This window comes from Microbacterium sp. CFBP 8801 (genome assembly GCF_014839455.1).
Lineage (GTDB): Bacteria > Actinomycetota > Actinomycetes > Actinomycetales > Microbacteriaceae > Microbacterium.
The window spans coordinates 79,723-102,142 of record NZ_JACYNU010000002.1 but is presented as its reverse complement, the minus strand read 5'-3'; the positions used below and the strand labels follow the sequence as shown (position 1 = coordinate 102,142).

The window sequence follows — 22,420 nt, the reverse complement described above, 5'->3', positions numbered from 1 at the left end:
GGGCGCGTTCCTCCGAGAGTAGTCGACGAGGGTGAGATGAGGCCGAGCGTGTCGGGGGTGTGTGACACGATGAAGACACTGCCGTGCAACGAGGAGGCGTCACCGTGACCGCGTATCCGAACTGGACCCCGGCCTCTCGACCCGGCATAGTGCCGCTGCACCCGTACGGCTTCGGCACGATCCTCGGCCGCTCGTTCGTCGCCCTACGGCACAACCCGAAGGTGCTGCTCGGCTTCGCGCTCGTCGTGCAGGCCGTCGCCTACATCGTGCTGGCCGCCGCGGTGGGCGCCATCGCCGTCGCCAGCTTCTCGCGCCTCGACACCGTTGCCTACGGCGGTGACGACTGGGGCGCGATCTTCGCCGGATCCACCGTCATCACGGGCGCCGCCGCCCTGGTGCTGAGCCTGCTGGTCGGAGCGCTCAGCGTGGTGGTGCAGGGCGTCGTCGTCTCCGAGGTCGCTCACGCGGTCGTGGCCGAGAAGCCGACCCTGAAGGCCGTCTGGGCCCGCGTGCGCCCGGTGATCTGGCGACTCATCGGCTACAGCGCCCTGGTGGTGCTCGCCAGCCTGGTGGTCGTCGGCGTGCTCGCCGGCATCGTGACGCTGCTCGTGATCTCGGTGCTGTGGCTCGGCATCCTCGTCGGCGTGCTGTTCGTGCTCGGGCTCATCCCGCTGTACGCGTGGCTGACAACGAAGCTCTTCCTCGTACCCTCGGCGATCATCCTCGAAGGCGCCGGCATCCGCGCGGGGATCGCCCGCTCGTGGCGGCTCACCCGCCGGCGGTTCTGGTCGACGTTCGGCGTGATCGTGATCATCTCGTTCGGCTTCAGCGTGCTCGCCCAGCTCATCTCGGTGCCCTTCAGCCTCATCGCGGGGATCATTCCGGGCATCCTCGCCCCCACCGGCACCGACGAGATCGGGGCCGTCGTGGGAATGGTCGTGGTGCAGGTGATCGGCCAGTTCGGCATCCTGCTCGTGCAGTGCATCGCGCTGGTCGTGCAGTCGACCTCGGCCGCGCTGGTCTACGTCGACGCCCGCATGCGGGTCGAGGGACTCGACCACGATCTGCACACCTACGTCGAGGCACGCGATGCCGGGGCCACCGACCTCGCCGATCCGTACCTCGTCGGCGTCGGTCGCGTCGTCGAGCGGCCCGCCCCCGTGCCCGTCGGCACGGCACCGCCGTACGCCGGCTACGGCGCACCGGCTGGATACGGCGCACCGGCTGGATACGGCGCACCGGCCGGCTACGGCGCCCCCACCGGATACGGCGCCCCGGCGCCGTACGGTGCTCCCCCGGTCCCCGCTCCCGCCTGGGACGCACCCGCGGCGGGGTCGGTCACGCCCGCCGATCGGTCCGCCGACGACGCGGTCTCGGGTCCGGCGGCTCCCCCGCCGGCCGCCCCGCCGAGCCCCGACGTGGCCCCGCCCGCGGCGCCCACCTCGTGGGCTGCGCCCGGGTCGCCGACCGATCGATGACGGCCGCCGCTCTCGCGACCGCCGCCGCCGCCGCGGTGTTCCCGCTCCTCCCCGACCCCGACCAGGCGCGGGAGTGGGCGGAGCGCGAGCTCGAAGACCCCTCGTACCAGGCGTCCGAGCCGACCTTCATCGACCGTGTAGCGCAGGCCGTCGCCTCGTTCATCGGCGACCTGCTGCGGCCGTCGGGCAACGCCGACTGGGGGCCCTCGGCCCTCATCGTGCTGGCCGTGCTCTTGTCCGTCGGCATCATCGTCGCCCTGCTCATCTGGGGGCGCCCGCGCCGTCTCGTGCGCGCGCAGCCGGCGGCGCGCGCGCTCTTCGACGACGACGACGGGCGATCGGCCGACGAACTGCGACGCGAGGCCGATGAAGCCGCCGCCCGCGGGGCATGGGACGCCGCGATCGTGCTGCGCTTCCGCGCCGTCGCGCGCGGTCTGTCGGAGCGCGGCCTCGTGGACCCGCCGCCGGGGGCGACGGCGCGCGCCTTCGGCCGTGCCGCAGGGGTCGCCCTGCCCGCACTCGCCGCCGCGATGGACACCGCTGCCGCGAGCTTCGACGACGTGCGCTATCTGCGCCGCCCCGGAACCGCCGACGGGTATCGCGCGATCGCCGATCTCGACGAGGCCGCCGTCCGAGCCCGCGCCGTCACCGACAGCGCCGTCACCGACCGCGCGGCGGCCTCTTCATGAGCGCCCCCTCGGGTGTCGCGAGCCCCGCATCGGCCTCGCGCTCCGCACACCCCCGCCGACGCGCCGCCCTGGGGTGGATCGCGCTGGTGGTGGCCCTGCTGCTCGTCGCGCTCGTCGGCGGCTCCCTCGTGTACGGCGGCTACCAGCAGCGCGCGGTGCTCGACCCCGAGTCAGCCGGCCCCGACGGCACCCGGGCGGTGGTCCGGATCCTCGAGCAGCAGGGCGTCCGCGTCACCGTCGCCCGCGACCGTCAGGCCGCCGAACGCGCGCTCGGCGGAGGCGACGCCACGCTCGTGCTGCGCGACGCCCCGATGCTCTCCGACGACGCACTGAGCAACCTCGCGGAACGGGCACGGCACACCGTGCTCGTCGAACCGCGCTCGCGGGCGCTCGGCGTGCTCCTGAACGGCTCCTCGCTGGGCGGTTTCACCGACGACGCGACGACGGGTCCGGCGTGCGACGTGCCCGCGGCCCGGGGCGCCGGAGACGCCCGCGTGGGCGAACTGCTCGTACCCGGCGACGGCGTGCAGGGCTGCTACCCCGTCGGCGACGAATACGCCCTGCTGACCGACGAGCGGGGCGGACGCACGGTGACCGCCCTCGACGGTCTGTCGGTGCTCACCAACTCCACCCTCACGGCCGACGGCAACGCCGCGCTGGCGATCGGTGTCCTCGGACAGACCGACGCTCTCGTCTGGTACGTGCCCTCCCCCTCCGACGCCGACCAGGGCACCACCGCCCCCACCCTCGCCGACCTGACACCCCCCTGGGTGACACCGGCGATCCTGCTGCTGCTCGCCTCCGCGCTCACCGCCGCCGTCTGGCGGGGCCGTCGGTTCGGCCCGCTCGTCACCGAGCGCCTCCCCGTCACGGTGCGGGCGAACGAGACCACCGAGGGCCGCGCGCGGCTGTACGCCGCCTCGGCCGACGCGGGGCACGCGCTCGACGAGCTGCGGCGCGCGAGCCGCGCCCGGCTCGGTCGGCTGCTGGGCCTCGCGGCGCGCACCTCCCCCGTCGACACCTCCGATGCCGTCGCCGAACGACTGGGCGCCGACCGCGGCCTGGTCCGCGGCATCCTCGTCGACGACTCACCGCGTACCGACCGTGACCTCGTCGCGGCCGCCGACCGACTCCGCGATCTCGAGGCGAGCGTGCGCGCCGCCGTCCGAACCGAAGGGACCACCCGATGACCGACAGCCCCGAGAACTCCGCAGCTCCCCACACCACGACCGCGAGCGCCGACGACCACGCGGCCCTCCGCGAGGCCATGCACCAGGTGCGCCTCGAAGTCGGCAAGGCCGTCGTCGGCCAGGACGGCACCGTGACAGGGCTGCTGATCGCCCTGCTCTCGCGGGGACACGTGCTGCTCGAGGGCGTTCCGGGCGTCGCCAAGACGCTGCTGGTGCGCTCCTTCAGCCGCGCGCTCGGTCTCGACACCCGCCGCGTGCAGTTCACCCCCGATCTCATGCCCGGAGATGTGACGGGTTCGCTGGTCTACGACGCGCGGGCCGGGGAGTTCGAGTTCCGCGCGGGTCCGGTGTTCACGCACGTGCTGCTCGCCGACGAGATCAACCGCACGCCCCCCAAGACGCAGGCGGCGCTGCTCGAGGCCATGGAAGAACGTCAGGTGTCGTCCGATGGGGTGAGCCGTGCGCTTCCCGACCCGTTCCTCGTCGCCGCCACGCAGAACCCCATCGAGCACGAGGGCACCTACACCCTGCCCGAGGCCCAGCTCGACCGCTTCCTGCTGAAGCTCGTCGTCGACCTGCCGGGCCGCGACGCCGAGGTCGACGTGCTCCGCCGGCACGCGGGAGGATTCGACCCTCGGCACCTCGACGAGGCCGGGGTGACGCCGGCGGTCACCGCGTCGCAGATCCTGGCGGCACAGCGCGCCGCGGCATCCGTGGCCGTCGACGACGACCTGCTCGGCTACGTGGTCGACCTCGCGCGCGCCACGCGTCAGAGCCCGTCGGTGCTGCTGGGCGTGAGCCCGCGCGCCAGCACGGGACTGCTCGCCGCCGCGAAGGCGTGGGCCTGGCTCGGCGGTTACCCGGCGATCACGCCCGACCACGTGCAGACCATGCTCGTGCCCGTCTGGCGTCACCGCATCCGCCTGCGGCCCGAGGCCGAGATCGAGGGCGTCTCGGTCGACGCGATCCTCACGTCGGTCCTGCAGCAGACGCGCGTCCCCATCTGATGTTCGTTTCCGGCCGTCTCGCCCTGCTCGTCGCCCTCGGCGTCGGGCCCCTCGTGCTGCTCAGCACCGCGGGGGCTCCGGCGTGGGCGGTCGCGGGCGGATGGGTGGCTCTGTGCGTCGTGCTCGCGGCGATCGACATCGCCCTCGCCGCCGACCCGCGCCGGGTCGAGATCACTCGCACGCTGCCGGAGCGGGCGCTGCGCGACGAGCCGGTGACCGGCGAACTGCGGGTGCGCAACCTCGGTACCCGCCTGCTGCGCGCTGTCGTGCGCGACGCGTGGCAGCCGACGGCCGGGGCGCCCGACGAGCGGCAGCGTTTCACCGTGCCGCCCGGCGAGCGACGGGGAGCTGCGCTGTCGTTGCTCCCGCGGCGCCGGGGCGAGTTGCGCAGCGCCTTCGTCACCGTGCGCGCCGCGGGTCCCCTGGGGCTCGCCGGCCGACAGGCGGTGGTCGACGCCCCCGGGCGTCTGCGCGTCCTGCCCCCGTTCACCTCCCGGCGACACCTCCCCTCGCGACTCGCCCGCCTGCGCGAGCTCGACGGCAACACCTCGCTGCAGGTGCGCGGGCAGGGCACCGAGTTCGACAGCCTGCGCGAGTACGTGCGGGGCGACGACGTGCGCTCGATCGACTGGCGGGCGACGGCGCGCGCCGGAACGACCATGCTGCGCACCTGGCGTCCCGAGCGTGATCGGCACGTCGTCATCGTCATCGACACCGGACGCACGGCCGCCGCCCGCGTGGGTGACGGCGTGCGGCTGGATGCCGCGATGGAGGCCGCTCTGCTGCTGTCAGTGCTCGCGACGCGCGCCGGTGACCACGTGCACCTCCTCATGTTCGACCGCGTGACCCGCGCGCGCGTCACCCGCACCGATGGCGCGCAGCTGCTGCCCGCGCTGGTCGAGGCGATGGCGCCCGTCGACCCGCAACTCATCGACACCGACTGGGACGCCGCCTTCGCGCAGGTGCGGGGTGTCTCGGTGCGCCCCGCGCTGGTCGTGCTGCTGACGGCCGCCGACGACCCCGAAGCCGCACGCGCGTTCCTCGCGTCGCTCCCGGCGGTCGCGGCGCGATCGCGGCTGCTGGTGGCGACGGCGACCGACGGCCCGGGCGACGCCCCGGCCCACCGCGACGCCGCCGACGTGTACGCCGCCGCCGCGATCGAGCGCGCGCGGCATGACGCCGACCGGGTGCGGGCGGCCGTGGTCCGCGCCGGGGGCGACGCCGTCTCGGCGTCGGCCGACGATCTGCCGCCGCTCGTCGCCGACCGCTACCTCGCGCTGAAGGCGGCCGGGCGCCTGTAGCACACCCAGCCCCCATGCAGCCGAGGACATACGACGCGGCTTATCCTGGGGGGTACCCTTCGAGCCGTCGGCGCGTCCCCTCCGCGCCCGGCTGCGCCGTCTACGCACAGGATGCGGGAGAACTCTTGCCAGGAAACGCCACGACACGCTTCGACGATGTGGCCCTCGTATCGGTGGCGAGCGTTCTGCCCGGCCGGGTCACGACGTCGGACGACATCGAGGATCGGCTCGCTCCCGCGTTGCACCGGCTGAAGTTGAAGCCCGGTCTGCTCCGTCGCGTGGCCGGCGTCAACGAGCGTCGCAACTGGGCCGCGGGCGAGTCCTCCGACGAGGCGACCATCGCCGCGGGCAAGCAGGCACTGGCCGAGGCGGGCGTGGATCCGAGCGAGATCGGCCTGATCATCAACACCTCCGTCACCCGCAAGCACTTGGAGCCCTCGGTCGCCGTCCGCCTGCATCACGGCCTCGGTCTGCCCAGCTCGGCCATCAACTTCGACGTGGCCAACGCGTGCCTCGGCTTCATCAACGGTATGAGCCTCGCCGCGGGCATGATCCAGTCGGGCCAGGTGCGCTACGCGCTCATCGTCAACGGCGAGGACGCCGACGAGATCCAGGTCAACACGATCAACCGGCTCGTGCGCGAAGACCTCGATCGCGACGCGTTCATGCAGGAGTTCGCGTCGCTGACCCTCGGCTCCGGCGCGGCCGCCGCCGTGCTCGGACGCGCGAGCGACCATCCCGAGGGCCACCGCCTGGTCGGCGGCGTCACCCGCGCCGCGACCGAGTTCTACGACCTCTGCGTCGGCAGCGTCGACGGCATGTTCACCGACGCCAAAGCCCTGCTCAAGGGCGGACTCGACCTCGTCGTCTCGGCGTGGAAAGAAGCCAAGGGCGAGTTCTCGTGGACGGGGATGGACCGGTACATCACGCACCAGGTCTCGTCCGTGCACACCTCCGCGATCGTCCGCGCCGCCAAGCTCGACCGCACCCGCGTGCCCGTCACGTACCCCCACCTGGGCAACGTCGGTCCGGCATCCATCCCGATCACCCTCGCCGACGAGCAGCACACGCTCCGCCGGGGTGATCGCGTCCTGCTGATGGGGGTGGGCTCCGGGCTGAACACCGGCATGCTGGAGCTGGCCTGGTGAGGGTCACCGCCCCCGCCGCCACGCTTCCTCCGGCCGGACTGCCCGGGCTCGATCCGTCGCTCTCTCGACTGGTCGAGGTGTCCGGCGCCGCCGCCGACGCGGGGCGCACGCGCACCTGGCACGTGCTCGACACCGGTCCCGCCCTCGCGGAACGCGGCATCGAGCCCCGCGGCACCATCGTCGCGGTGCACGGCAACCCGACGTGGTCGTACCTCTGGCGCGCCCTGGTGAACGCCTCGCTCCACCGCGCCGAGACCGGGGCGACCCCGTGGCGCGTCGTCGCCGTCGACCAGCTCGAGATGGGCTTCTCGGAGCGCACGACGCTCCGCCGCACGCTCGCGCAGCGCATCGCCGACCTCGACGCCCTCGTGACGAGGCTCGACCTCGCCGGCCCGGTCGTCACCATCGGCCACGACTGGGGCGGACCCGTCTCGCTCGGCTGGGCCGTCGAGAACCGCGACCGCCTCGCGGCCGTCATCGCCCTCAACACCGCCGTGCATCACCCCGACGGTGCCCCCCTGCCCTTCGCCCTGCGGGTGGCGACGGCGCGCGGAATGCTCGCCGCGGGCACCACCGGCACCACGGCGTTCCTCGACACCACCCTCGCGCTGGCCGATCTCGACCCGGCCGTGCGGGCGGCGTTCCGTTCCCCGTACGCCACCGTGGCCCGTCGCCGCGGCATCGGCGGGTTTGTGGCCGACATCCCGGCCACCGCGACCGACGAGAGCACTCCGGCGCTCCGTCGGATGTCGACGGGGCTCCGCGACCTCGACGTCCCCGCGCTCTTCCTGCGCGGACCGAAGGACCCCGTGTTCGGCGAGGGCCACCTCGACGATCTCACCGAGCGGATGCCGCACGCCGACGTGCATCGTTTCGAAGGCGCCGGGCACCTCATCGCCGAGGAGCGCCCCTACGCCGACGTCGTGCTCGACTGGCTCGACGAGAAGGTCGTCGCTCTCCCCGACACCGCCGATGCCGCCCCCGCCGAGACCCGCGCGGGCCGCGCGAAGGCGGCACGCGCGCAAGCAGAGCTCGACGGTGCGGGCGACACCGCCCCCGCCGGTCGCCTGTGGGACGCCCTCGTCGCCCGCCGAGACGACGACGACACCGCCGTGATCGACATGAGCACCGCGCGCGACGGCGCGCCGCTGCGCGTGAGCTGGCGGCAGCTGTCGACCCGCGTCGACGAGCTCGCCGCCGGTCTCGACGCCTTCGGCGTGCGCGCGGGCGACCGCGTCTCGCTCCTGGTGCCACCCGGACCCACCCTGACCGCGGCGTTGTATGCCTGCCTGCGCATCGGCGCCGTCGTGGTCGTGGCTGACCGGGGTCTCGGCATCCGGGGTCTGTCGCGTGCCGTGCGCGGCGCCGTTCCCGACGTCGTCATCGGCGAGGTCGCCGGTCTCGCCGCCGCCCGCGCGCTCGGATGGCCGGGACGCCGGGTGTCGGCCGCCTCTCTCCCGTCGGTGACCTCGCGCGCTCTCGGCGTCGAGGCGAGCCTGTCGGACCTCGCGCGCGCCGGCCGCGGGCGCGCGCTGCCCGCCGCCCCCGACGCCGATGCCCTCGCGGCGATCCTGTTCACCTCGGGGTCCACGGGACCGGCGAAGGGCGTCGTGTACACGCACGCGCAACTCACGGCCCTGCGCGACACCCTGGCCGCGCACTTCGGCGTCACGGCCGACACCGGTCTGGTGACGGGCTTCGCGCCGTTCGCACTGCTGGGCCCGGCGCTCGGAACGCGTTCAGCGACCCCCGACATGGACGTCTCGGCGCCGCGCACCCTCACCGCCACGGCCGTGGCCGCAGCCGTCCGCGCCTCCGACGCCCGCATCGTGTTCCTCTCGCCCGCCGCGGTGCACAACGTCGTCGCCACCTCGGATGCCCTCGACGCCGACGACCGCGCCGCCCTCGCCCGCGTCGACACCTTCCTCTCGACGGGTGCCCCCGTGGGCATCGACCTGCTGCGCCGTGCGCAGGAGCTCATGCCCCGGGCGACCGCGCATACCCCGTACGGCATGACCGAGTGCCTGCTCGTCGCCGATGTGACCCTGCCCGAGATCGAGCGCGCGGCAGTGACCGGCGACCGCGGCGTCTGCGTCGGTCGTCCCCTCGGCACGGGCCAGGTGCGCATCTCGGCGATCGGCCCCGACGGCCGCGCCACCGGAGAGCCCTCGACCGACGCCGGAGTGACGGGCGAGGTCGTCATCTCAGCCCCACACCTCAAGCGCGGATACTTCCGCCTCTACCTCACCGACCGCGAGGCCCGCCGCGGGGTCGCCGACCGCTGGCACCGCACGGGCGACGTGGGTCACCTCGACGCCGACGGACGCCTGTGGATCGAGGGGCGACTCCCCCACGTCATCACGACCGCCGAGGGTCCCGTCACCCCGGTCGGCATCGAGCAGGATGCCGAAACCGTGCCCGCCGTCGAACGCGCGGCCGCGGTCGGAGTCGGCCCCGTCGGTCGACAGGTCGTCGTGGCCGTGGTCGAGGCCGGCGCGCGGCGCCCGGGGCTGGCGACGCCGGAACTGACCGAGGCCGTCCGCGCCTCGACGGCGCAGTCGCTGGCCGCCGTGCTGGTGGTGCCGGCGCTGCCCACCGACATCCGCCACAACTCCAAAATCGACCGCTCGCGCCTCGCCGCGTGGGCCGAGCGTCTGCTCGCCGGCGCGAAGCCGACAGCGCCGTGAGGGTCCTCGCCACCGGCGCGTCCGGCTTCCTCGGCGGCGCGGTCGTGCGTGCCCTGCACGACGCCGGTCATCAGGTGCGCACGCTCCAGCGCCGCCCCTCGCGCGTCGACGGCGCCGAGGATCGCCTCGGTTCCGTGACGGATCCGGATGCCGTGGCATCCGCCCTCGAGGGTGTCGACGGCGTGGTGCATCTGGCCGCGAAGGTGTCGCTGGCGGGAGACCCCGCGCAGTTCCGCGCCGTGAACGTCGAGGGCACGCGGACGCTCCTCGACGCCGCGTCGGCCGCCGGCGTCCGGCGCATCGTGCACGTGTCGTCGCCGTCGGTCGCGCACGCCGGTCACGCCCTGGCCGGGGTCGGGGCCGAGCCCGCCGACCCTGAGGCCGCGCACGGCGAATACGCCCGCACCAAGGCCGAGGCCGAGCTGATCGCCCTCTCGCGCGCGGGCGGCGAGACCGCCCTGGTCGCGATCCGCCCGCACCTCGTGTGGGGGCCGGGCGACACCCAGCTGATCGCCCGCGTGGTCGACCGCGCCCGCCGGGGTCGACTCCCGTTGCTCAATGGGGGAACCGCGCTCATCGATTCCACGTACGTCGACAATGCGGCATCCGGGATCGTCGCGGCGTTGGACCGTGTCGACGAGGTGAGCGGTCGCGCGTACGTGCTGACCAACGGCGAGCCGCGTCCGGTCGGCGACCTGCTCGCCGGGATCTGCCGCGCCTCGGGCGTCGAACCGCCGAGGTTCAGCGTGCCGGCGGGGCTGGCTCGCGCGGCCGGCGCCCTCGTCGAGCGCGTCTGGGCCGTGCGCCCGGGCGAGGACGAACCGCCCATGACGCGCTTCCTCGCCGAGCAACTGTCGACCGCGCACTGGTTCGACCAGACCGAGATCCGCCGCGACCTGCGCTGGACGCCCGCGGTCTCTCTCGACGAGGGTCTGCGCCGCCTGTCGCTCGCCTGAGCCCGGCCGCATCCTCCCCTGCGCACGCGCCGCCCCCGCGAGGCGGTCGCCCGCACCCTGCATGTCCCACTTCGTGCAGTGCCCGTGCCCCAAACCTGCACAAAGTGGGACATCCCCCAGGCAGACACCGCCGCCACCTCGCGCATGTCCCACTTCGTGCAGCAACAGAGCCGCAAACCTGCACGAAGTGGGACATCCCCCCGGCGGGGGGACGAAGGCAGCAACAGCTTGCCGGTGAGCCGCAGCAGCGCCGCGCGCACGACGGAAGGCCCGCCCCCGCGAGGGGACGGGCCTTCCGGATGCCGCGGGTACCGAGCCGCAGCGCGCCCCGCCGCAGCGGGGACGGGTGGTCAGACCAGGTCGAAGCGGTCGAGCTCGGTGACCTTCTGCCAGGCGGCGACGAAGTCGCGCACGAACTTCTGCTTCGCGTCGTCCGAGGCGTAGACCTCGGCGAGCGCGCGCAGCTCGGAGTTCGACGAGAACACCAGGTCGACGCGCGTGCCGATCCCGACCGTCTCGCCGGAGCCGTCCTTCGTGCCCTGGAACGCGTGCTTGCCGCTGTCGAGCGGCTTCCACGTCGTGCCGAGGTCGAGCAGGTTCGCGAACACGTCGTTCGTCAGCGCACCGGGGGTGTCGGTGAAGACGCCCCAGTCGGAGCCGTCCCAGTTCGCGCCGATGGCCCGGAGGCCTCCGACCAGCACGGTCATCTCGGGTGCGGTGAGCGTCAGCAGGTTGGCCTTGTCGAGCAGCAGGAACTCCGCGGGCAGCCGCGCGTCGCGCGAGGCGTAGTTGCGGAAGCCGTCGGCGACCGGCTCGAGCCAGCGGAACGACTCGATCTCGGTCTGCTCCTGCGTCGCGTCGGTACGGCCCGGGGTGAAGGGCACCTCGACCTCGACACCGCCCGCGCGAGCGGCCTGCTCGACACCGGCGTTACCGGCGAGCACGAGCAGGTCGGCGATCGAGACCTTCTTGCCGTCCGCCGCCTGCGCGTCGAAGTCGGCCTTGAGGTTCTCGAGCACCGAGAGCACGGATGCCAGCTGCTCGGGGTTGTTGACCGTCCAGCTCTTCTGCGGCTCGAGGCGGATGCGAGCGCCGTTCACGCCACCGCGCTTGTCGCTGCCGCGGAAGGTGGAGGCGGCCGCCCAGGTCGTGGTGACCAGCTGCGGCACCGTCAGGCCGCTGTCGAGGATCCGCTGCTTCAGCGCCGCCGCTTCGGCGGCGTCGATGAGCGCGTGGTCGACGGCGGGCACGGGGTCCTGCCAGACGAGCACCTCGGCGGGGACCTCGGAGCCGAGGTAACGCTCGCGCGGGCCCATGTCGCGGTGGGTCAGCTTGAACCAGGCGCGGGCGAAGGCGTCCTGGAAGGCGGCCGGGTCCTCGGCGAAGCGGCGCGAGATCTTCTCGTACGCCGGGTCGACGCGCAGCGCCAGGTCGCTCGTGAGCATGCGCGGCTCGCGGCGTCCGTCGGAGTGCGCCTCGGGCACCATGTCGGCGCCGCCACCGTTCTTCGGACGCCACTGGTGGGCGCCCGCCGGGCTCTGGAAGAGCTCCCACTCGTACGCGAAGAGGATGTGGAAGAACTCGTTGTCCCACCGGGTCGGGTGGTAGGTCCAGGTGACTTCGAGACCACTGGTGATGGTGTCGTCGCCCTTGCCCGTGCCGTGGCTGTTCTTCCAGCCGAGACCCTGGTCGTTGATGTCGGCGGCCTCGGGGTTCACGCCCACGTGCGAGTCGCTCGCGGCACCGTGCGTCTTGCCGAAGGTGTGACCACCGGCGATGAGGGCGACGGTCTCTTCGTCGTTCATGGCCATGCGGCCGAACGTCTCACGGATGTCGTGGGCCGACAGCTGCGGGTCGGGGTTGCCGTTGGGGCCCTCGGGGTTGACGTAGATGAGGCCCATCTGGACGGCCGCGAGCGGGCGCTCCAGCTCGCGGTTGCCCGTGTAGCGCTCGTCGCCGAGCCACGTGGTCTCGGGGCCCCAGTACACGTCGTCGTCGGGCTCCCACACGTCGGTGCGGCCGCCGGCGAAGCCGAAGGTCGGGAACCCCATGTCCTCGAGCGCGACGTTGCCGGCGAGGATCATGAGGTCGGCCCACGAGATCGACTGGCCGTACTTCTTCTTGATGGGCCAGAGCAGGCGGCGAGCCTTGTCGAGGTTGACGTTGTCGGGCCAGCTGTTGAGCGGCGCGAAGCGCTGCATGCCCGCGCCCGAACCGCCGCGACCGTCGGTCACGCGGTAGGTGCCGGCGCTGTGCCACGCCATGCGGATCATGAGGGGGCCGTAGTGCCCGAAGTCGGCCGGCCACCAGTCCTGCGAGGTCGTCATGACCTGCTGGATGTCGCTCTTGACGGCGGCGAGGTCGAGCGCCTCGAACGCGGCGCGGTAGTCGAAGTCCGTGCCGAGCGGGTCGCGCAGCGCGTTGTTCTTCGCGAGGATCTTCACGTTCAGCGACTCGGGCCACCACACGCGGTTGGCGGAACCCTGGGTCGGGTGGGGCAGGGCGCCGGCGGGCTCGCTGTCGGCGGGGGCTTCGCCCACGGGCAGTCGGTTGTCGTCGGGGGCGGCTCCATCGTGGAAGACGGGGCACCCGTTCAGAGCGTCGCTCATCGGGATCCTCTCGGTTTTTCGGCTTCGGACTTCGCTCGACAATCGGAGCACACGCCCCAGAACGTCACCTCGGCGGTTTCGATGAGAAAGCCGCTCTGCTCCGGCATGTGCAGACAGGGAGCCGCGCCGACGACGCAGTCCACGTCGTCGATGCGTCCGCACCCGGTGCACACCACGTGGTGGTGGTTGTCGCCCACGCGCAGTTCGAAGGTGCCGGCGTGGCCGGCGGGTTCGATGCGGCGGGCGAGTCCCGCGTCGGCGAAGTCACCGAGCGCGTTGTACACGGACTGTTTGCTGGTTCCGGGGAGGGTGCCCCGGATCCCGTCGAACACCGCGTCGGCGGTGGCGTGCGGCCGGGCGCGGAGCGCCTCGAGCACGGCGACGCGTGTCGCCGTCACTCGCAGACCCGCGCCGCGGATGAGGGCATCCGCGGTGGCGTCCGGCTGACTGTCGAGCATGCCTCCACCCTAGCTATTTTTGAGTGAATCAAAAATGACACGCCGGGGAACGGCCGGGAACGACCGGATGCCGTCAGCCGGCGGTGAGGGTCGGGGTCCCCGCCTCGTACTCGGTGAGATCGCCCGTCTCGCCCGCGGCCGCAGCCCTGCGGCCCACCCACAGCATGTAGAACAGGAACACGCCCAGCGCGACCGCGCCGATGGCGATCTTGATGGGCCACGGCCAGTCGCGGGGCGTGACGAAGCCCTCGACCAGACCCGACAGCGCCAGGGCGAACACGAGCCCCACCGCCACCGTGGCCAGCGATCGTCCGGCCGCCGCCAGAGCCGCGGCGCGCGTGCGCCGGCCGGGGGCGACCCAGGCCCAGAAGATCTGCAGACCCGCCGCTCCCGCGACGAAGATCGCGGTGAGCTCCAACAGGCCGTGCGGGAGGATGAACTGGAAGAACACGTCGGCGCGGTCGAAGGCGATCATGATCGCGGCCGACTGCCCCACGCCCACGGCGTTCTGCATGATCACCATCGCCGGCCAGAACCCGGTCACCCCGAACAGCACGCACTGCGCCGCGATCCACGCGTTGTTGGTCCAGACCGTCCCGGCGAAGATCGCGTTGGGATTCTCGCGGTAGTAGTCGACGAAGCGCTCGTCGGCGTAGTTCTGCAGCTCGCTCTGCGAGCCGAGCGCGGCCACCGCGGCGGGGTCGTTCGAGATCCAGAGGGCGACGAGGGTGGCGACGGCGACGAAGAACACCGTCACCGCCAGCGTCATCCACCGCACCCGGTACAGCGCCGCGGGCAGCTGCTGCAGGAAGAAGCGCGGGAACTGCTTCAGCACGTTCTCCCGCACGCCCGTCAGCCGCAGACGCGTGCGGGCGAGCAGCAGCGAGACGTAGTCGCCCTGCGGCGTGCGTCCGGCCGAGGTCTTGATGTCGGCCAGGTCGGCCGATGCCGCGCGGTAGCGCGTGACGAGTTCGTCGACCTCGGGGCCGCTCAACCGGCGCCGACGGCCGAGATCGTCGAGGCGGGACCACTCGTCTCGTCGGGCGGCCGTGAGGGCGTCGAGGTCCATGTGGTCAACTGTACGCATGGCATCGTCGTCGACCCCCGGACCTTCGGTCGCACTCGTGCACACGGGTGCGGACGAGACCCTCACCGGCGAGGCCGTCGCCCTCGACGTCCAACCCCTCGGGTTCTTCCTGCGGGCGGTCGGCTGCCTCATCGACATGGTGGTGGGATTCGCGCTCCTGCTCGGCGGGGGCCTGCTGATCGCGACCATGGTCGTGGGAGCGACGCTGCCCGAGAGCGCGGTCGGGATCGCCGTGGTCACCCTGCTCGTCGTCGTCATGGTCGCGCTGCCCACGACGGTGGAGACCCTGTCGCGCGGACGCAGCCTCGGCCGCCTCGTGGTCGGTGGGCGCATCGTCCGCACCGACGGCGGCGCGGCGGGGTTCCGTCAGGCGTTCATCCGCTCCCTCGTCGGCGTGCTCGAACTGTGGTTCACCCTCGGGGCGATCGCGGCGGTGGTGGGGATGTTCACGCCCCGCTCCCAGCGCCTGGGCGATCTGCTCGCGGGCACCTCGAGCGAGCGCACGCGCACGCGTCCCCTGCCGCCGCCGGCCCCCGGCATCCCTCCGGGACTCGAATCGTGGGCCGCGATCGCCGACGTCTCGCGCCTGCCCGACCGACTGGCGGCGCGCATGTCGACCTTCGTGCGCGGGGCCGACGCGCTCGACCCGGTCTCGCGCGCGCGGGTCGCCGCCGCGCTGGCCGAGGCGGTCCGCCCGTTCGTGTCGCCCCTGCCCCCGACCGACCCCGAGACGCTCGTGCGGGCCGTGTCGACGGTGCGGCGCGACCGGGAGTACCGGGCGCTGCTGCTCGAGAATCAGCGCGCCGCCGCCCTCACCGAGCGGGTCTGACGCGGCGGGCTCAGGCGCGCAGCGTCTCGTGCCGCACGACGACCCACCCCTGCGGAACAGACAGGCGATCGGCGTGGATTGCGCACAGATCGTGCGCGTGGGGGTCTCCGACGGGACCGAGGGGGCCGAGGGCCGCCATCTGGTCGCCGTAGTCGTAGGTGAGGGTGCTCATCGCCTCGCGGGCGCACGCCACCTTCGAACAGAGTCTGTCGCGCATCGCGGGTCAGCCTACTCAGCCGGCGCCTGGCGACCGCCGCGCCGCGCCGTCGCCCCCGGATGCCGCGCCCGACAGCGGCGGTACAGCCGCACCATCGCGCCCTCTGCTCCGGGCCCGCATCGCCCCCACACGCATAAACGCTCATCCTGCGTATAAACGTGACGGCAGCGTGTTCATGCGCAGGATCCGCGTTTATGCGTCGACTTCATGCGTCGAAACGAACGGTGGCGGTGCCCGCGGATCATGCAGACGGTACCGACGGAGCTGCCGACGTCGCGCACCGCAACCATAGGATGAACGCATGGTGCGTCGACGATCCCGCGAAGCCCGGCCGGTCGTCCGTCCGTCGCGGCACGGCCGCCACGGGCGCGAGAACCGCAGTCCCGTCGTGCGTCCGCCGCTGCCGCCGGTCGACACGCGCGTCGAGCGCTTCGACGTCGCCGTGGGGGCCGCCGCGGAGTTCCTGCGCTCGGCCTGGACCGAGCTGCGCGACGTGTCGTTCGAGATCGGCATCATGCCGCCGGCCGCGACCGATGGCATCCCCCGGTGGACGGTGCTGCGCGAAGAGAAACGCATCATCCTCTACCGCGTGCCCATCGAGCGCCTCGGGCATCCGCATCACGACGACGACCTGCACCGCCGCATGGTGATCGAGGGCGCCGTCTTCCGCGCCGCGGCCGAGTTCCTCGACCGCGACCCGTGGGACCTCGGCCCCGAGCGCTTCCGCTTCTTCTGATCTACGCGCGCACGCCGCACGGGCGCGACGTCGCGGCGACGCGTCAGGGCAGGATCGTCAGCGCCGAAGCGGCGGCATCCGCCGGCCACAGCGGGTACGACGCGAGCGCGCCCGCTCCCGAGTAGGTCACCGCGGCATGCACCGCGGCGCTCGTCTCGAGACGATAGGCACCCGCCGCCGCGGGGACCGCGACGCTCGTTCCCGCGGCGACCGTCGCCACGATCGGCGCTCCCCCGTCGGTCGGGGCGAGGGTCACCGTGACGTCTTGGGCTTCGGCGGTCAGCACGACCGCGGCGCCCACGCCGGGAGCCACGGCGATGGTGCTCGCCGAGATGAAGCGCGGTGCCGGGGAGTACCAGGCGAAGTCGTCGCCCTCGCCGAATCCCGTGGTCGACCACGTCGCGCCCACGACCGGAGCCGAGGCGTCGACCTCGACGGTGTACGCGCCGGCGGCCAGACCCGACAGGTCGAGCGAGGTGGGTTTGCCGACACTCAGCGGAACCTGACTCGGAGCGGGGGCGGCGACCGCGGCGTCCAGCGGCGACAGGGTCACCCTGGCGGTGGCGTCGGCGCCGGGCGACAGCAGACGCAGCACCGTGCCGGCCTGCCCCTGACCGGTGGTGAGCACCTCGACGCCCGGGATCACCAGCCGCGTGTCGGCCTGCGCGATCGGCGCGACCTGGTCGCTCCCGCCGGGCAGCAGCACGCGGGTGAGGGCAGACTGCAGCGACGCGTGCACCGGAGCGCCCGAGGCGACCACGCGCACGACCGGGCTCTCCTCGCCCAGCAGGAGCCCCGCCAGGGGCACCACGCGGCGACCGGCGGGGGGCACGACGAGGTTGCGCCCGCCGGGAGGCGTCGACACGCCCTGCGCTCCGTAGACCGACAGCTGCACCGTCGCGGGAACCTCGCCGGGGTTGGCGAGCACGACCAGGTCGTTCGCGCCGGTGGTCGTCGCGCCTCCGACCAACCACGACTCCGCGAGGGGGGCGCGGCACGCGGATGCCGCGAACCCGGTCAGATCGTCCGAGACGGCGGTCGCCGACCCCGCGGCGGCCAGAGGGGTCTGCGTCTCGTCGAGCGGTGCCGCGCGGAGGGCCTCGGCGTCGCCGGAGGCGTCGGCCGTGGCACCGGTGAGCGTGGTGACCGCCGCGGCACTGTCGGCGGGTCCGCTGACGACCTGCTGGGCGGCGGCGGCGCTGAGGTTTCCGGCGGCGTCGGCGCTGCGCCCCAGGGCGAGCAGGGGGCCGTCGCACGCGAGCACGGTGTCGGAGGGAGCGGGCGTCGCCTCCACACGCACGGGAGTGGCTGTGTACTCGGGCCAGGGGGCGGCGATGCCGACCACGGTTCCCACCACCGCCGCCGTGGCGACGGCGGCGCCGGCCACGACGCGGGCGCTGGTGGCCGCCACGCGGGCCAAGCGACGGTTGCTCATCGGGATCCTCCCGGTGTCGGGCCGACGATGCGCGGCGTGCGGCGCGCGACGCGGCGCGACGCGGCGGTGGGAACGGCGAGCAGCAGGGCGACCAGCAGCACGCCGATCGATCCGAACGTCACCAGCCGTTGCAGGGCGACCTGGTGGGCGTCTATCTCGGCGCGCGGCTGCAGCGGGGCGTTGACGCGCCACAGGTCGCCCCGGGAGGTCGCCCCGACCGGGTCGAGCAGGTCGCGCTGATCGAGCGAGGTGGCCGCCCCCAGGCGCGCCCCGCGGATGACGTCGTCCTCCCCCGCGGGGGCGGATTCCAGCAGCACGAAACCGATGCCGCGTGCGGCCAGCCGCGAGACGACGTCGTCGGCCGAGGGCGATACGAGATCCGCCGCGAGGGCGGCGAGCTCGACGTCGCCCGGGCCGGGGGTCGTGCGCGTGGACTGCACGGTGCTCTGCCCCGACAACGTCGCGCTTCCGCCCCAGACGACGTCGACCCGCAGCCCGTCGGCGCGCGGGTCGAGCACGATGGTCCCGACGTCGGTGGATCCGCGCCCCTCGGCGGCGACGAAGGCCGGCAGGGTCGAGACGGGACCGTTGGTCACGACGGAGCGCCCGGAGTCGCCGTTACCCGTCTGCGCCGTCAGGGCGGGCGCGACGGCGACAAGCAGCGCGGCGAGCACCACCAGGGCGCCGATCGGTCGCAGCGCCGAGACGCGGGGCACGATGCCGGCGTCGAGCGCGACGACCGCCGCACCGACCACCCCCACCCACGCCAGGCTCAGGCCGGCGCCGGGCCAGAGCGGCACCGCGACGGCGTGATCGAACGAGACGGCCACGCCGACGGCGGCGAAGGCGGTGGCCAGCCCGGCGGCGGTGACCACGATCAGAGCGGAGCCGGTGACCCACCGCGGGGTGAGCACCGACAGCACGGCGAGGACCGCCAACGGGGCCACGAGAAGACCCACCCACCAGACGGGACCGCCGGTGAGCGACGCCCACCCGCCGGGGTCGGAGGTGGGGAAGCCGACGGCCAGGAGCGCCCGCCCGAGGGGATCGGACGGGACCTCGGCGCCGGCGTAGGGCACGCCGGGGTCGGCGAGCAGGCCCCAGACATTGCCCGTGCGCACCTGCGTCCACACCAGCGGCGCGAACACGACGATCGAGGGCACCAGCAGCCAGACCACGCGCGCCACGCCGCGACCGGCGACGAGGGCCACGACGACCAGGGCCGCCGACCAGAGCACGACCACGGCCGGAGCGAGCGAGGGGGCGCACGCGAGCACGCCCACCAGCAGAACGGATGCCGCCCCGGCGGGCGCCCACGAACGGTGGGCGACGCTCGCGGCGTAGAACAGCCACGGCAGCAGCAGGTGCAGCAGCACCCCGGCCGGGCGACCCTCGACGAGCGAGGCGAGGAACGTCGGGGCGAGCGCCCAGGCGAGGGCGGCCGTGATGCGCAGCAGCGACGACTCGGTCACGCGCGTGGCGGCGAACCACGCGCCGAGCACGGCGAGCGGCAGGGCCAGCACCCACAGCACCACGAAGGCCCGCGAGGGGTCGCCGGGCGACAGGGTGCCGATCAGCGCGACGAGGGCCGAGAACGGATCGGCGGGGCCCACGGCATCCAGGCCCAGGGGGCGCGCTCCCCAGGCGGCGTCCTGCCAGAGCTGGGCGATGTTGGCCCGCAGCGGCACGAGGGCGCCCCCGCCGAGCACCGGCCAGGCGAGGAGGGGGGCGAACAGCGCCGCCGACACCGCGAGGGCGCCGAGGACCGTCCACGCGCCCCCGCCGACGAAGAAGCGCAGCTCCGAGCGCACGGGGGCGTCGGGGTCGGCCCCGTCACCCTCCCACCGCAGGCGCATCTCTGCACGGGAGACCCGCAGGGGGGCGATGCGCGACCACCCCACCGTGCGGACGGCTCGGATGCGGCGGCGAGCGCGGGCGACCGCGGCCACCCGGGCCATGACCAGCAGGGTCGCGCCCCACTCGGGAAGGACCCGGTAGGGCATCTTCGTCACGAGGTGCAGCACGGTGCGCCAGAGCGCCAACGGCAGGAACGACAACCAGTGCAGGGGCACCGCGGGCGCCGGTGCGTAGGCGAGACGACGGTGCAACTGCGCGGTGCGCGTGGCGAAGGCGCGTCGTCGGGCCCGTCGACGGCCGCGGGCCATCGCCGCGACACCGTCACCGGCGACCGCGACGCGGGCCGCGGGCACGACCGAGACGAGGGTGCCGGCGAGGCGGGCGCGCACGCCCAGGTCGAGCCCCTCGTCGGCGCCGCCCAGGGCGGGATCCAGGCCCCCGAGCGAGGTCCACGCGTCGCGTCGGACGAGCACGCCGCGCACGTCGGTGCCGAGCACGTCGGCGTCGCCGTCGTGCTGGCCCTGGTCGAGTTCGCCCGCGGCGAGCTCGACGGTGCTGCCGTAGTGGTTCATGCTGACGCCGAGCGAGAGGATCATGTCGCGCTCGTCCCACGCCACGAGCTTGGGGGCGGCGACCACGAGCGAGGGCGACAGCTCGAGGGCACCGGCTAGTCGCACGAGGGCGTCGGGGTCGGGCGCGGTGTCCTGCGCGAGCAGCCACACCGCGTCACCGGTGAGGCGTGGGGTCGCGAGTGCGGTCGCGGCGGCGAAGGAGGTTCCCGCGGGGGCGGTGATCACGCCCTCGGCGCCCGAGGTGGCGGCGAGCTGGGTCAGTGCCGGATCGGCGCCGCACAGCACGATGGTGAGGGCGTCGACGGGACGCGTTTGCGCGGCGAGCGCGGCGAGCGTCCGCTGCAGATGGTTCGCGGCGGGAGTGCGTCCTTCGGGGCGGACGACGAGGATGGCGTGTACACGAGCGGGCATGACGCGGATCAGCCTAAGCGCGGTCCTGCGCGATGACGCACGCCGCGCCGTCGGCGACGGGATCGCTCGGTTGCGGGTGAAGCCGGCCGGAGATCAGGCGCGGCGCTTGAGTTTGCGGCGCTCGCGCTCGCTGAGACCGCCCCAGATGCCGAAGCGCTCGTCGTTCTGCAGCGCGTATTCGAGGCACTCGGACTTCACGTCGCACGAGGTGCAGATGCGCTTGGCGTCACGCGTCGAGCCGCCCTTCTCGGGGAAGAACGCCTCGGGATCGGTCTGCGAGCACAGCGCATCGGTCTGCCACGAGAGGGTGTTCTCTTCGGCGGAGTCGATGTCACGACGGACTCCGGGAACACCGAGATCGACCGGATCGACGAACCAGTTGTCCGGGACACCGGACCGGTACTGCGATGTCGCCATATCGTCCTCCGCCTGGTTCGAACCCCGTGACGCGCGGTGCCGCGCATAAGTAATTACACCCGTGTCATTCGATTTGGTCAAGTCGCGGATCGTAAACCCTCAAGGCCGAGATGAACCTTCACGACGCGCCACGGCGTGTCGGGTCGTCAGGCTCCGGGCATCGCGACGAAGACCTCGCCGCCGCCGTCCGTCGAGACCGGCGACTCGTCGGGCGTGATGAGCGCCGCCTGACCCGCCGTCAGGGTCACCGTGCCGCCGGCAGCGCCGGTGAGCACCGTCTCACCCGAGATACCCAGGGCGATCGCCACCCCGCGCAGCTCCAGCGGCGCCGCGGCGCCGGGCAGGAGGTGTCCGAGGGCGAAGTCCGCGATCCCCGGGGCGAACACCTCGACACCGTCCGCGACGGTCGGAGGCAGGAACGGCGGCTCGGCCGGACGGAAGTCGACGAGCGAGAGCAGCTCCGCGACGTCGATGTGCTTGGGGGTCAGCCCCCCGCGCAGCACGTTGTCGCTGGCGGCCATGATCTCCACGCCGAGACCCGCGACGTACGCGTGCAGCACGCCGGCGGGCACGAAGATCGCCTCGCCGCGGCGCAGTTCGACGAGGTTCATCAGCAGCGCCACCACGATGCCCGGGTCGGCCGGGTACGCCGAGTGGAGCGAGCCCGCCAACGCCAGCTCCGCGGCGAACTCGTCGGAGTGCGCCGAGGCCGCGGCGTCGACGATCTCCCCGATCTCCGCCGCATCGGCGTCTCCCAGCAGCCAGCCGATCGTCGAGCGCAGGGCCGCGCTCGCATCGTCGGCGGCCAGGCGCTCGCGCAGCGCCGTGACCGCGGGCGCGTCGCCGAGAGCGGCGACCAGGGCCCGGGTGCGCGCGATGTCGCGCAGGCCCGCCAGAGCGGTGAACGTGTCGCTGAGGGCGACGATGACCTCGGGCTTGTGGTTGTCGTCCTTGTAGTTGCGCGACCCCGCGTCGCGGGGAACACCGGCGGCCTCTTCGCGGGCGAAGCCCTCGACGGCCTGATCCTTCGAGGGGTGCACCTGGATCGACAGGGGCGCGCCGGCGGCGAGCAGCTTGAGCAGGTACGGGAGTTTCGCCGGGACACCGTGCGCCGCGGCCTCGGCCGGGAGCCAGGCGTCGAGCGTGCGGTCGGAGCCGTCGTGCACCTCGGCGGGCCAGCCGGGGTGGTCGCCGAACCACACCTCGGCCTCGGGGGCGCCGGTGGGCTCGCGGCCCTCGAGGTCGGCGATGAGCGTCGGGCTGCCCCAGGCGTAGTCGCGGGGCGTGTTCGAGATCGCAACAAGCACGGGCGTCAGCCTAGTGGCAGCACCCCGCG

At 73.5% G+C, this 22,420-nt stretch carries 18 protein-coding genes; 10 read left to right on the top strand and 8 right to left on the bottom strand.

All coding sequences use genetic code 11. The features are described from left to right. Positions 1–104 precede the first annotated feature (104 nt). The 8 genes from IFR11_RS03370 (at position 105) to IFR11_RS03335 (ending at position 10,456) form a co-directional block, all read left to right on the top strand. Positions 105–1,478, top strand: coding sequence for a glycerophosphoryl diester phosphodiesterase membrane domain-containing protein (locus IFR11_RS03370; RefSeq protein ID WP_191915215.1), 1,374 nt, complete (start codon positions 105–107; stop codon positions 1,476–1,478). Beyond that, complete coding sequence (locus tag IFR11_RS03365) at positions 1,475–2,167, top strand: DUF4129 domain-containing protein (protein WP_191915214.1); 693 nt, start codon at positions 1,475–1,477, stop codon at positions 2,165–2,167. Before IFR11_RS03370 ends, IFR11_RS03365 begins: the two co-directional genes overlap by 4 nt. Further along, positions 2,164–3,357: a DUF4350 domain-containing protein gene (locus IFR11_RS03360; RefSeq protein WP_055834564.1), complete on the top strand. Its 1,194-nt coding sequence runs from the start codon at positions 2,164–2,166 to the stop codon at positions 3,355–3,357. The genes IFR11_RS03365 and IFR11_RS03360 overlap by 4 nt, the downstream gene beginning before the upstream one ends. Then, positions 3,354–4,364: an AAA family ATPase gene (locus IFR11_RS03355; RefSeq protein WP_055834561.1), complete on the top strand. Its 1,011-nt coding sequence runs from the start codon at positions 3,354–3,356 to the stop codon at positions 4,362–4,364. The genes IFR11_RS03360 and IFR11_RS03355 overlap by 4 nt, the downstream gene beginning before the upstream one ends. Continuing rightward, a complete protein-coding gene (locus IFR11_RS03350; RefSeq protein ID WP_191915213.1) occupies positions 4,364–5,665 on the top strand; it encodes a DUF58 domain-containing protein in 1,302 nt (433 codons plus the stop codon). The genes IFR11_RS03355 and IFR11_RS03350 overlap by 1 nt, the downstream gene beginning before the upstream one ends. Positions 5,666–5,790: 125 nt before the next feature. After that, the gene (locus IFR11_RS03345) at positions 5,791–6,813 is read left to right on the top strand and encodes a 3-oxoacyl-ACP synthase III (RefSeq protein WP_055936675.1); all 1,023 of its coding nucleotides are present in this window, start codon (positions 5,791–5,793) and stop codon (positions 6,811–6,813) included. Further along, positions 6,810–9,500 (top strand): alpha/beta fold hydrolase, encoded by a 2,691-nt coding sequence (locus tag IFR11_RS03340; RefSeq protein WP_191915212.1) that lies wholly within the window; start codon positions 6,810–6,812, stop codon positions 9,498–9,500. Before IFR11_RS03345 ends, IFR11_RS03340 begins: the two co-directional genes overlap by 4 nt. Further along, positions 9,497–10,456 (top strand): NAD-dependent epimerase/dehydratase family protein, encoded by a 960-nt coding sequence (locus IFR11_RS03335; protein WP_191915211.1) that lies wholly within the window; start codon positions 9,497–9,499, stop codon positions 10,454–10,456. Before IFR11_RS03340 ends, IFR11_RS03335 begins: the two co-directional genes overlap by 4 nt. Before the next feature lie 350 nt (positions 10,457–10,806). On the opposite strand, the gene katG is transcribed toward IFR11_RS03335, so the two are convergent. The 3 genes from katG to IFR11_RS03320 form a co-directional block, all read right to left on the bottom strand. Beyond that, positions 10,807–13,065 (bottom strand): catalase/peroxidase HPI, encoded by a 2,259-nt coding sequence (gene katG / locus IFR11_RS03330; protein WP_191915210.1) that lies wholly within the window; start codon positions 13,063–13,065, stop codon positions 10,807–10,809. Then, positions 13,062–13,523 carry a Fur family transcriptional regulator gene (locus IFR11_RS03325; protein ID WP_055834549.1) on the bottom strand — a complete coding sequence of 154 codons (462 nt, stop codon included), beginning with the start codon at positions 13,521–13,523 and terminating at the stop codon, positions 13,062–13,064. The genes katG and IFR11_RS03325 overlap by 4 nt, the downstream gene beginning before the upstream one ends. Positions 13,524–13,596: 73 nt before the next feature. Next, a complete protein-coding gene (locus IFR11_RS03320; RefSeq protein WP_191915209.1) occupies positions 13,597–14,592 on the bottom strand; it encodes a stage II sporulation protein M in 996 nt (331 codons plus the stop codon). Positions 14,593–14,608: 16 nt separating this feature from the next. On the opposite strand from IFR11_RS03320, the gene IFR11_RS03315 reads away from it, so the two are divergent. After that, the gene (locus tag IFR11_RS03315; RefSeq protein ID WP_055936663.1) at positions 14,609–15,439 is read left to right on the top strand and encodes an RDD family protein; all 831 of its coding nucleotides are present in this window, start codon (positions 14,609–14,611) and stop codon (positions 15,437–15,439) included. Between the two features lie 10 nt (positions 15,440–15,449). Here the strand turns inward: IFR11_RS03315 and IFR11_RS03310 are convergent, their stop codons facing one another. Beyond that, positions 15,450–15,656, bottom strand: coding sequence for a DUF3499 family protein (locus IFR11_RS03310; RefSeq protein ID WP_055834540.1), 207 nt, complete (start codon positions 15,654–15,656; stop codon positions 15,450–15,452). Between the two features lie 301 nt (positions 15,657–15,957). Between IFR11_RS03310 and IFR11_RS03305 the strand changes: the two genes are divergently transcribed. Beyond that, positions 15,958–16,392, top strand: a complete 435-nt coding sequence (locus IFR11_RS03305) for a hypothetical protein (protein WP_191926293.1) — start codon at positions 15,958–15,960, stop codon at positions 16,390–16,392. 43 nt (positions 16,393–16,435) lie between these two features. Here the strand turns inward: IFR11_RS03305 and IFR11_RS03300 are convergent, their stop codons facing one another. The 4 genes from IFR11_RS03300 to manA all read right to left on the bottom strand — a co-directional run bounded on the left by IFR11_RS03300 (position 16,436) and on the right by manA (position 22,391). Next, a complete protein-coding gene (locus IFR11_RS03300) occupies positions 16,436–17,827 on the bottom strand; it encodes a DUF5719 family protein (protein ID WP_191915208.1) in 1,392 nt (463 codons plus the stop codon). Then, a complete protein-coding gene (locus tag IFR11_RS03295; protein ID WP_191915207.1) occupies positions 17,824–20,667 on the bottom strand; it encodes a glycosyltransferase in 2,844 nt (947 codons plus the stop codon). The genes IFR11_RS03300 and IFR11_RS03295 overlap by 4 nt, the downstream gene beginning before the upstream one ends. 93 nt (positions 20,668–20,760) lie before the next feature. Beyond that, positions 20,761–21,084 carry a WhiB family transcriptional regulator gene (locus tag IFR11_RS03290; protein WP_191915206.1) on the bottom strand — a complete coding sequence of 108 codons (324 nt, stop codon included), beginning with the start codon at positions 21,082–21,084 and terminating at the stop codon, positions 20,761–20,763. Positions 21,085–21,230: 146 nt separating this feature from the next. After that, the gene (gene manA / locus IFR11_RS03285) at positions 21,231–22,391 is read right to left on the bottom strand and encodes a mannose-6-phosphate isomerase, class I (RefSeq protein WP_191915205.1); all 1,161 of its coding nucleotides are present in this window, start codon (positions 22,389–22,391) and stop codon (positions 21,231–21,233) included. Positions 22,392–22,420 lie beyond the last annotated feature (29 nt).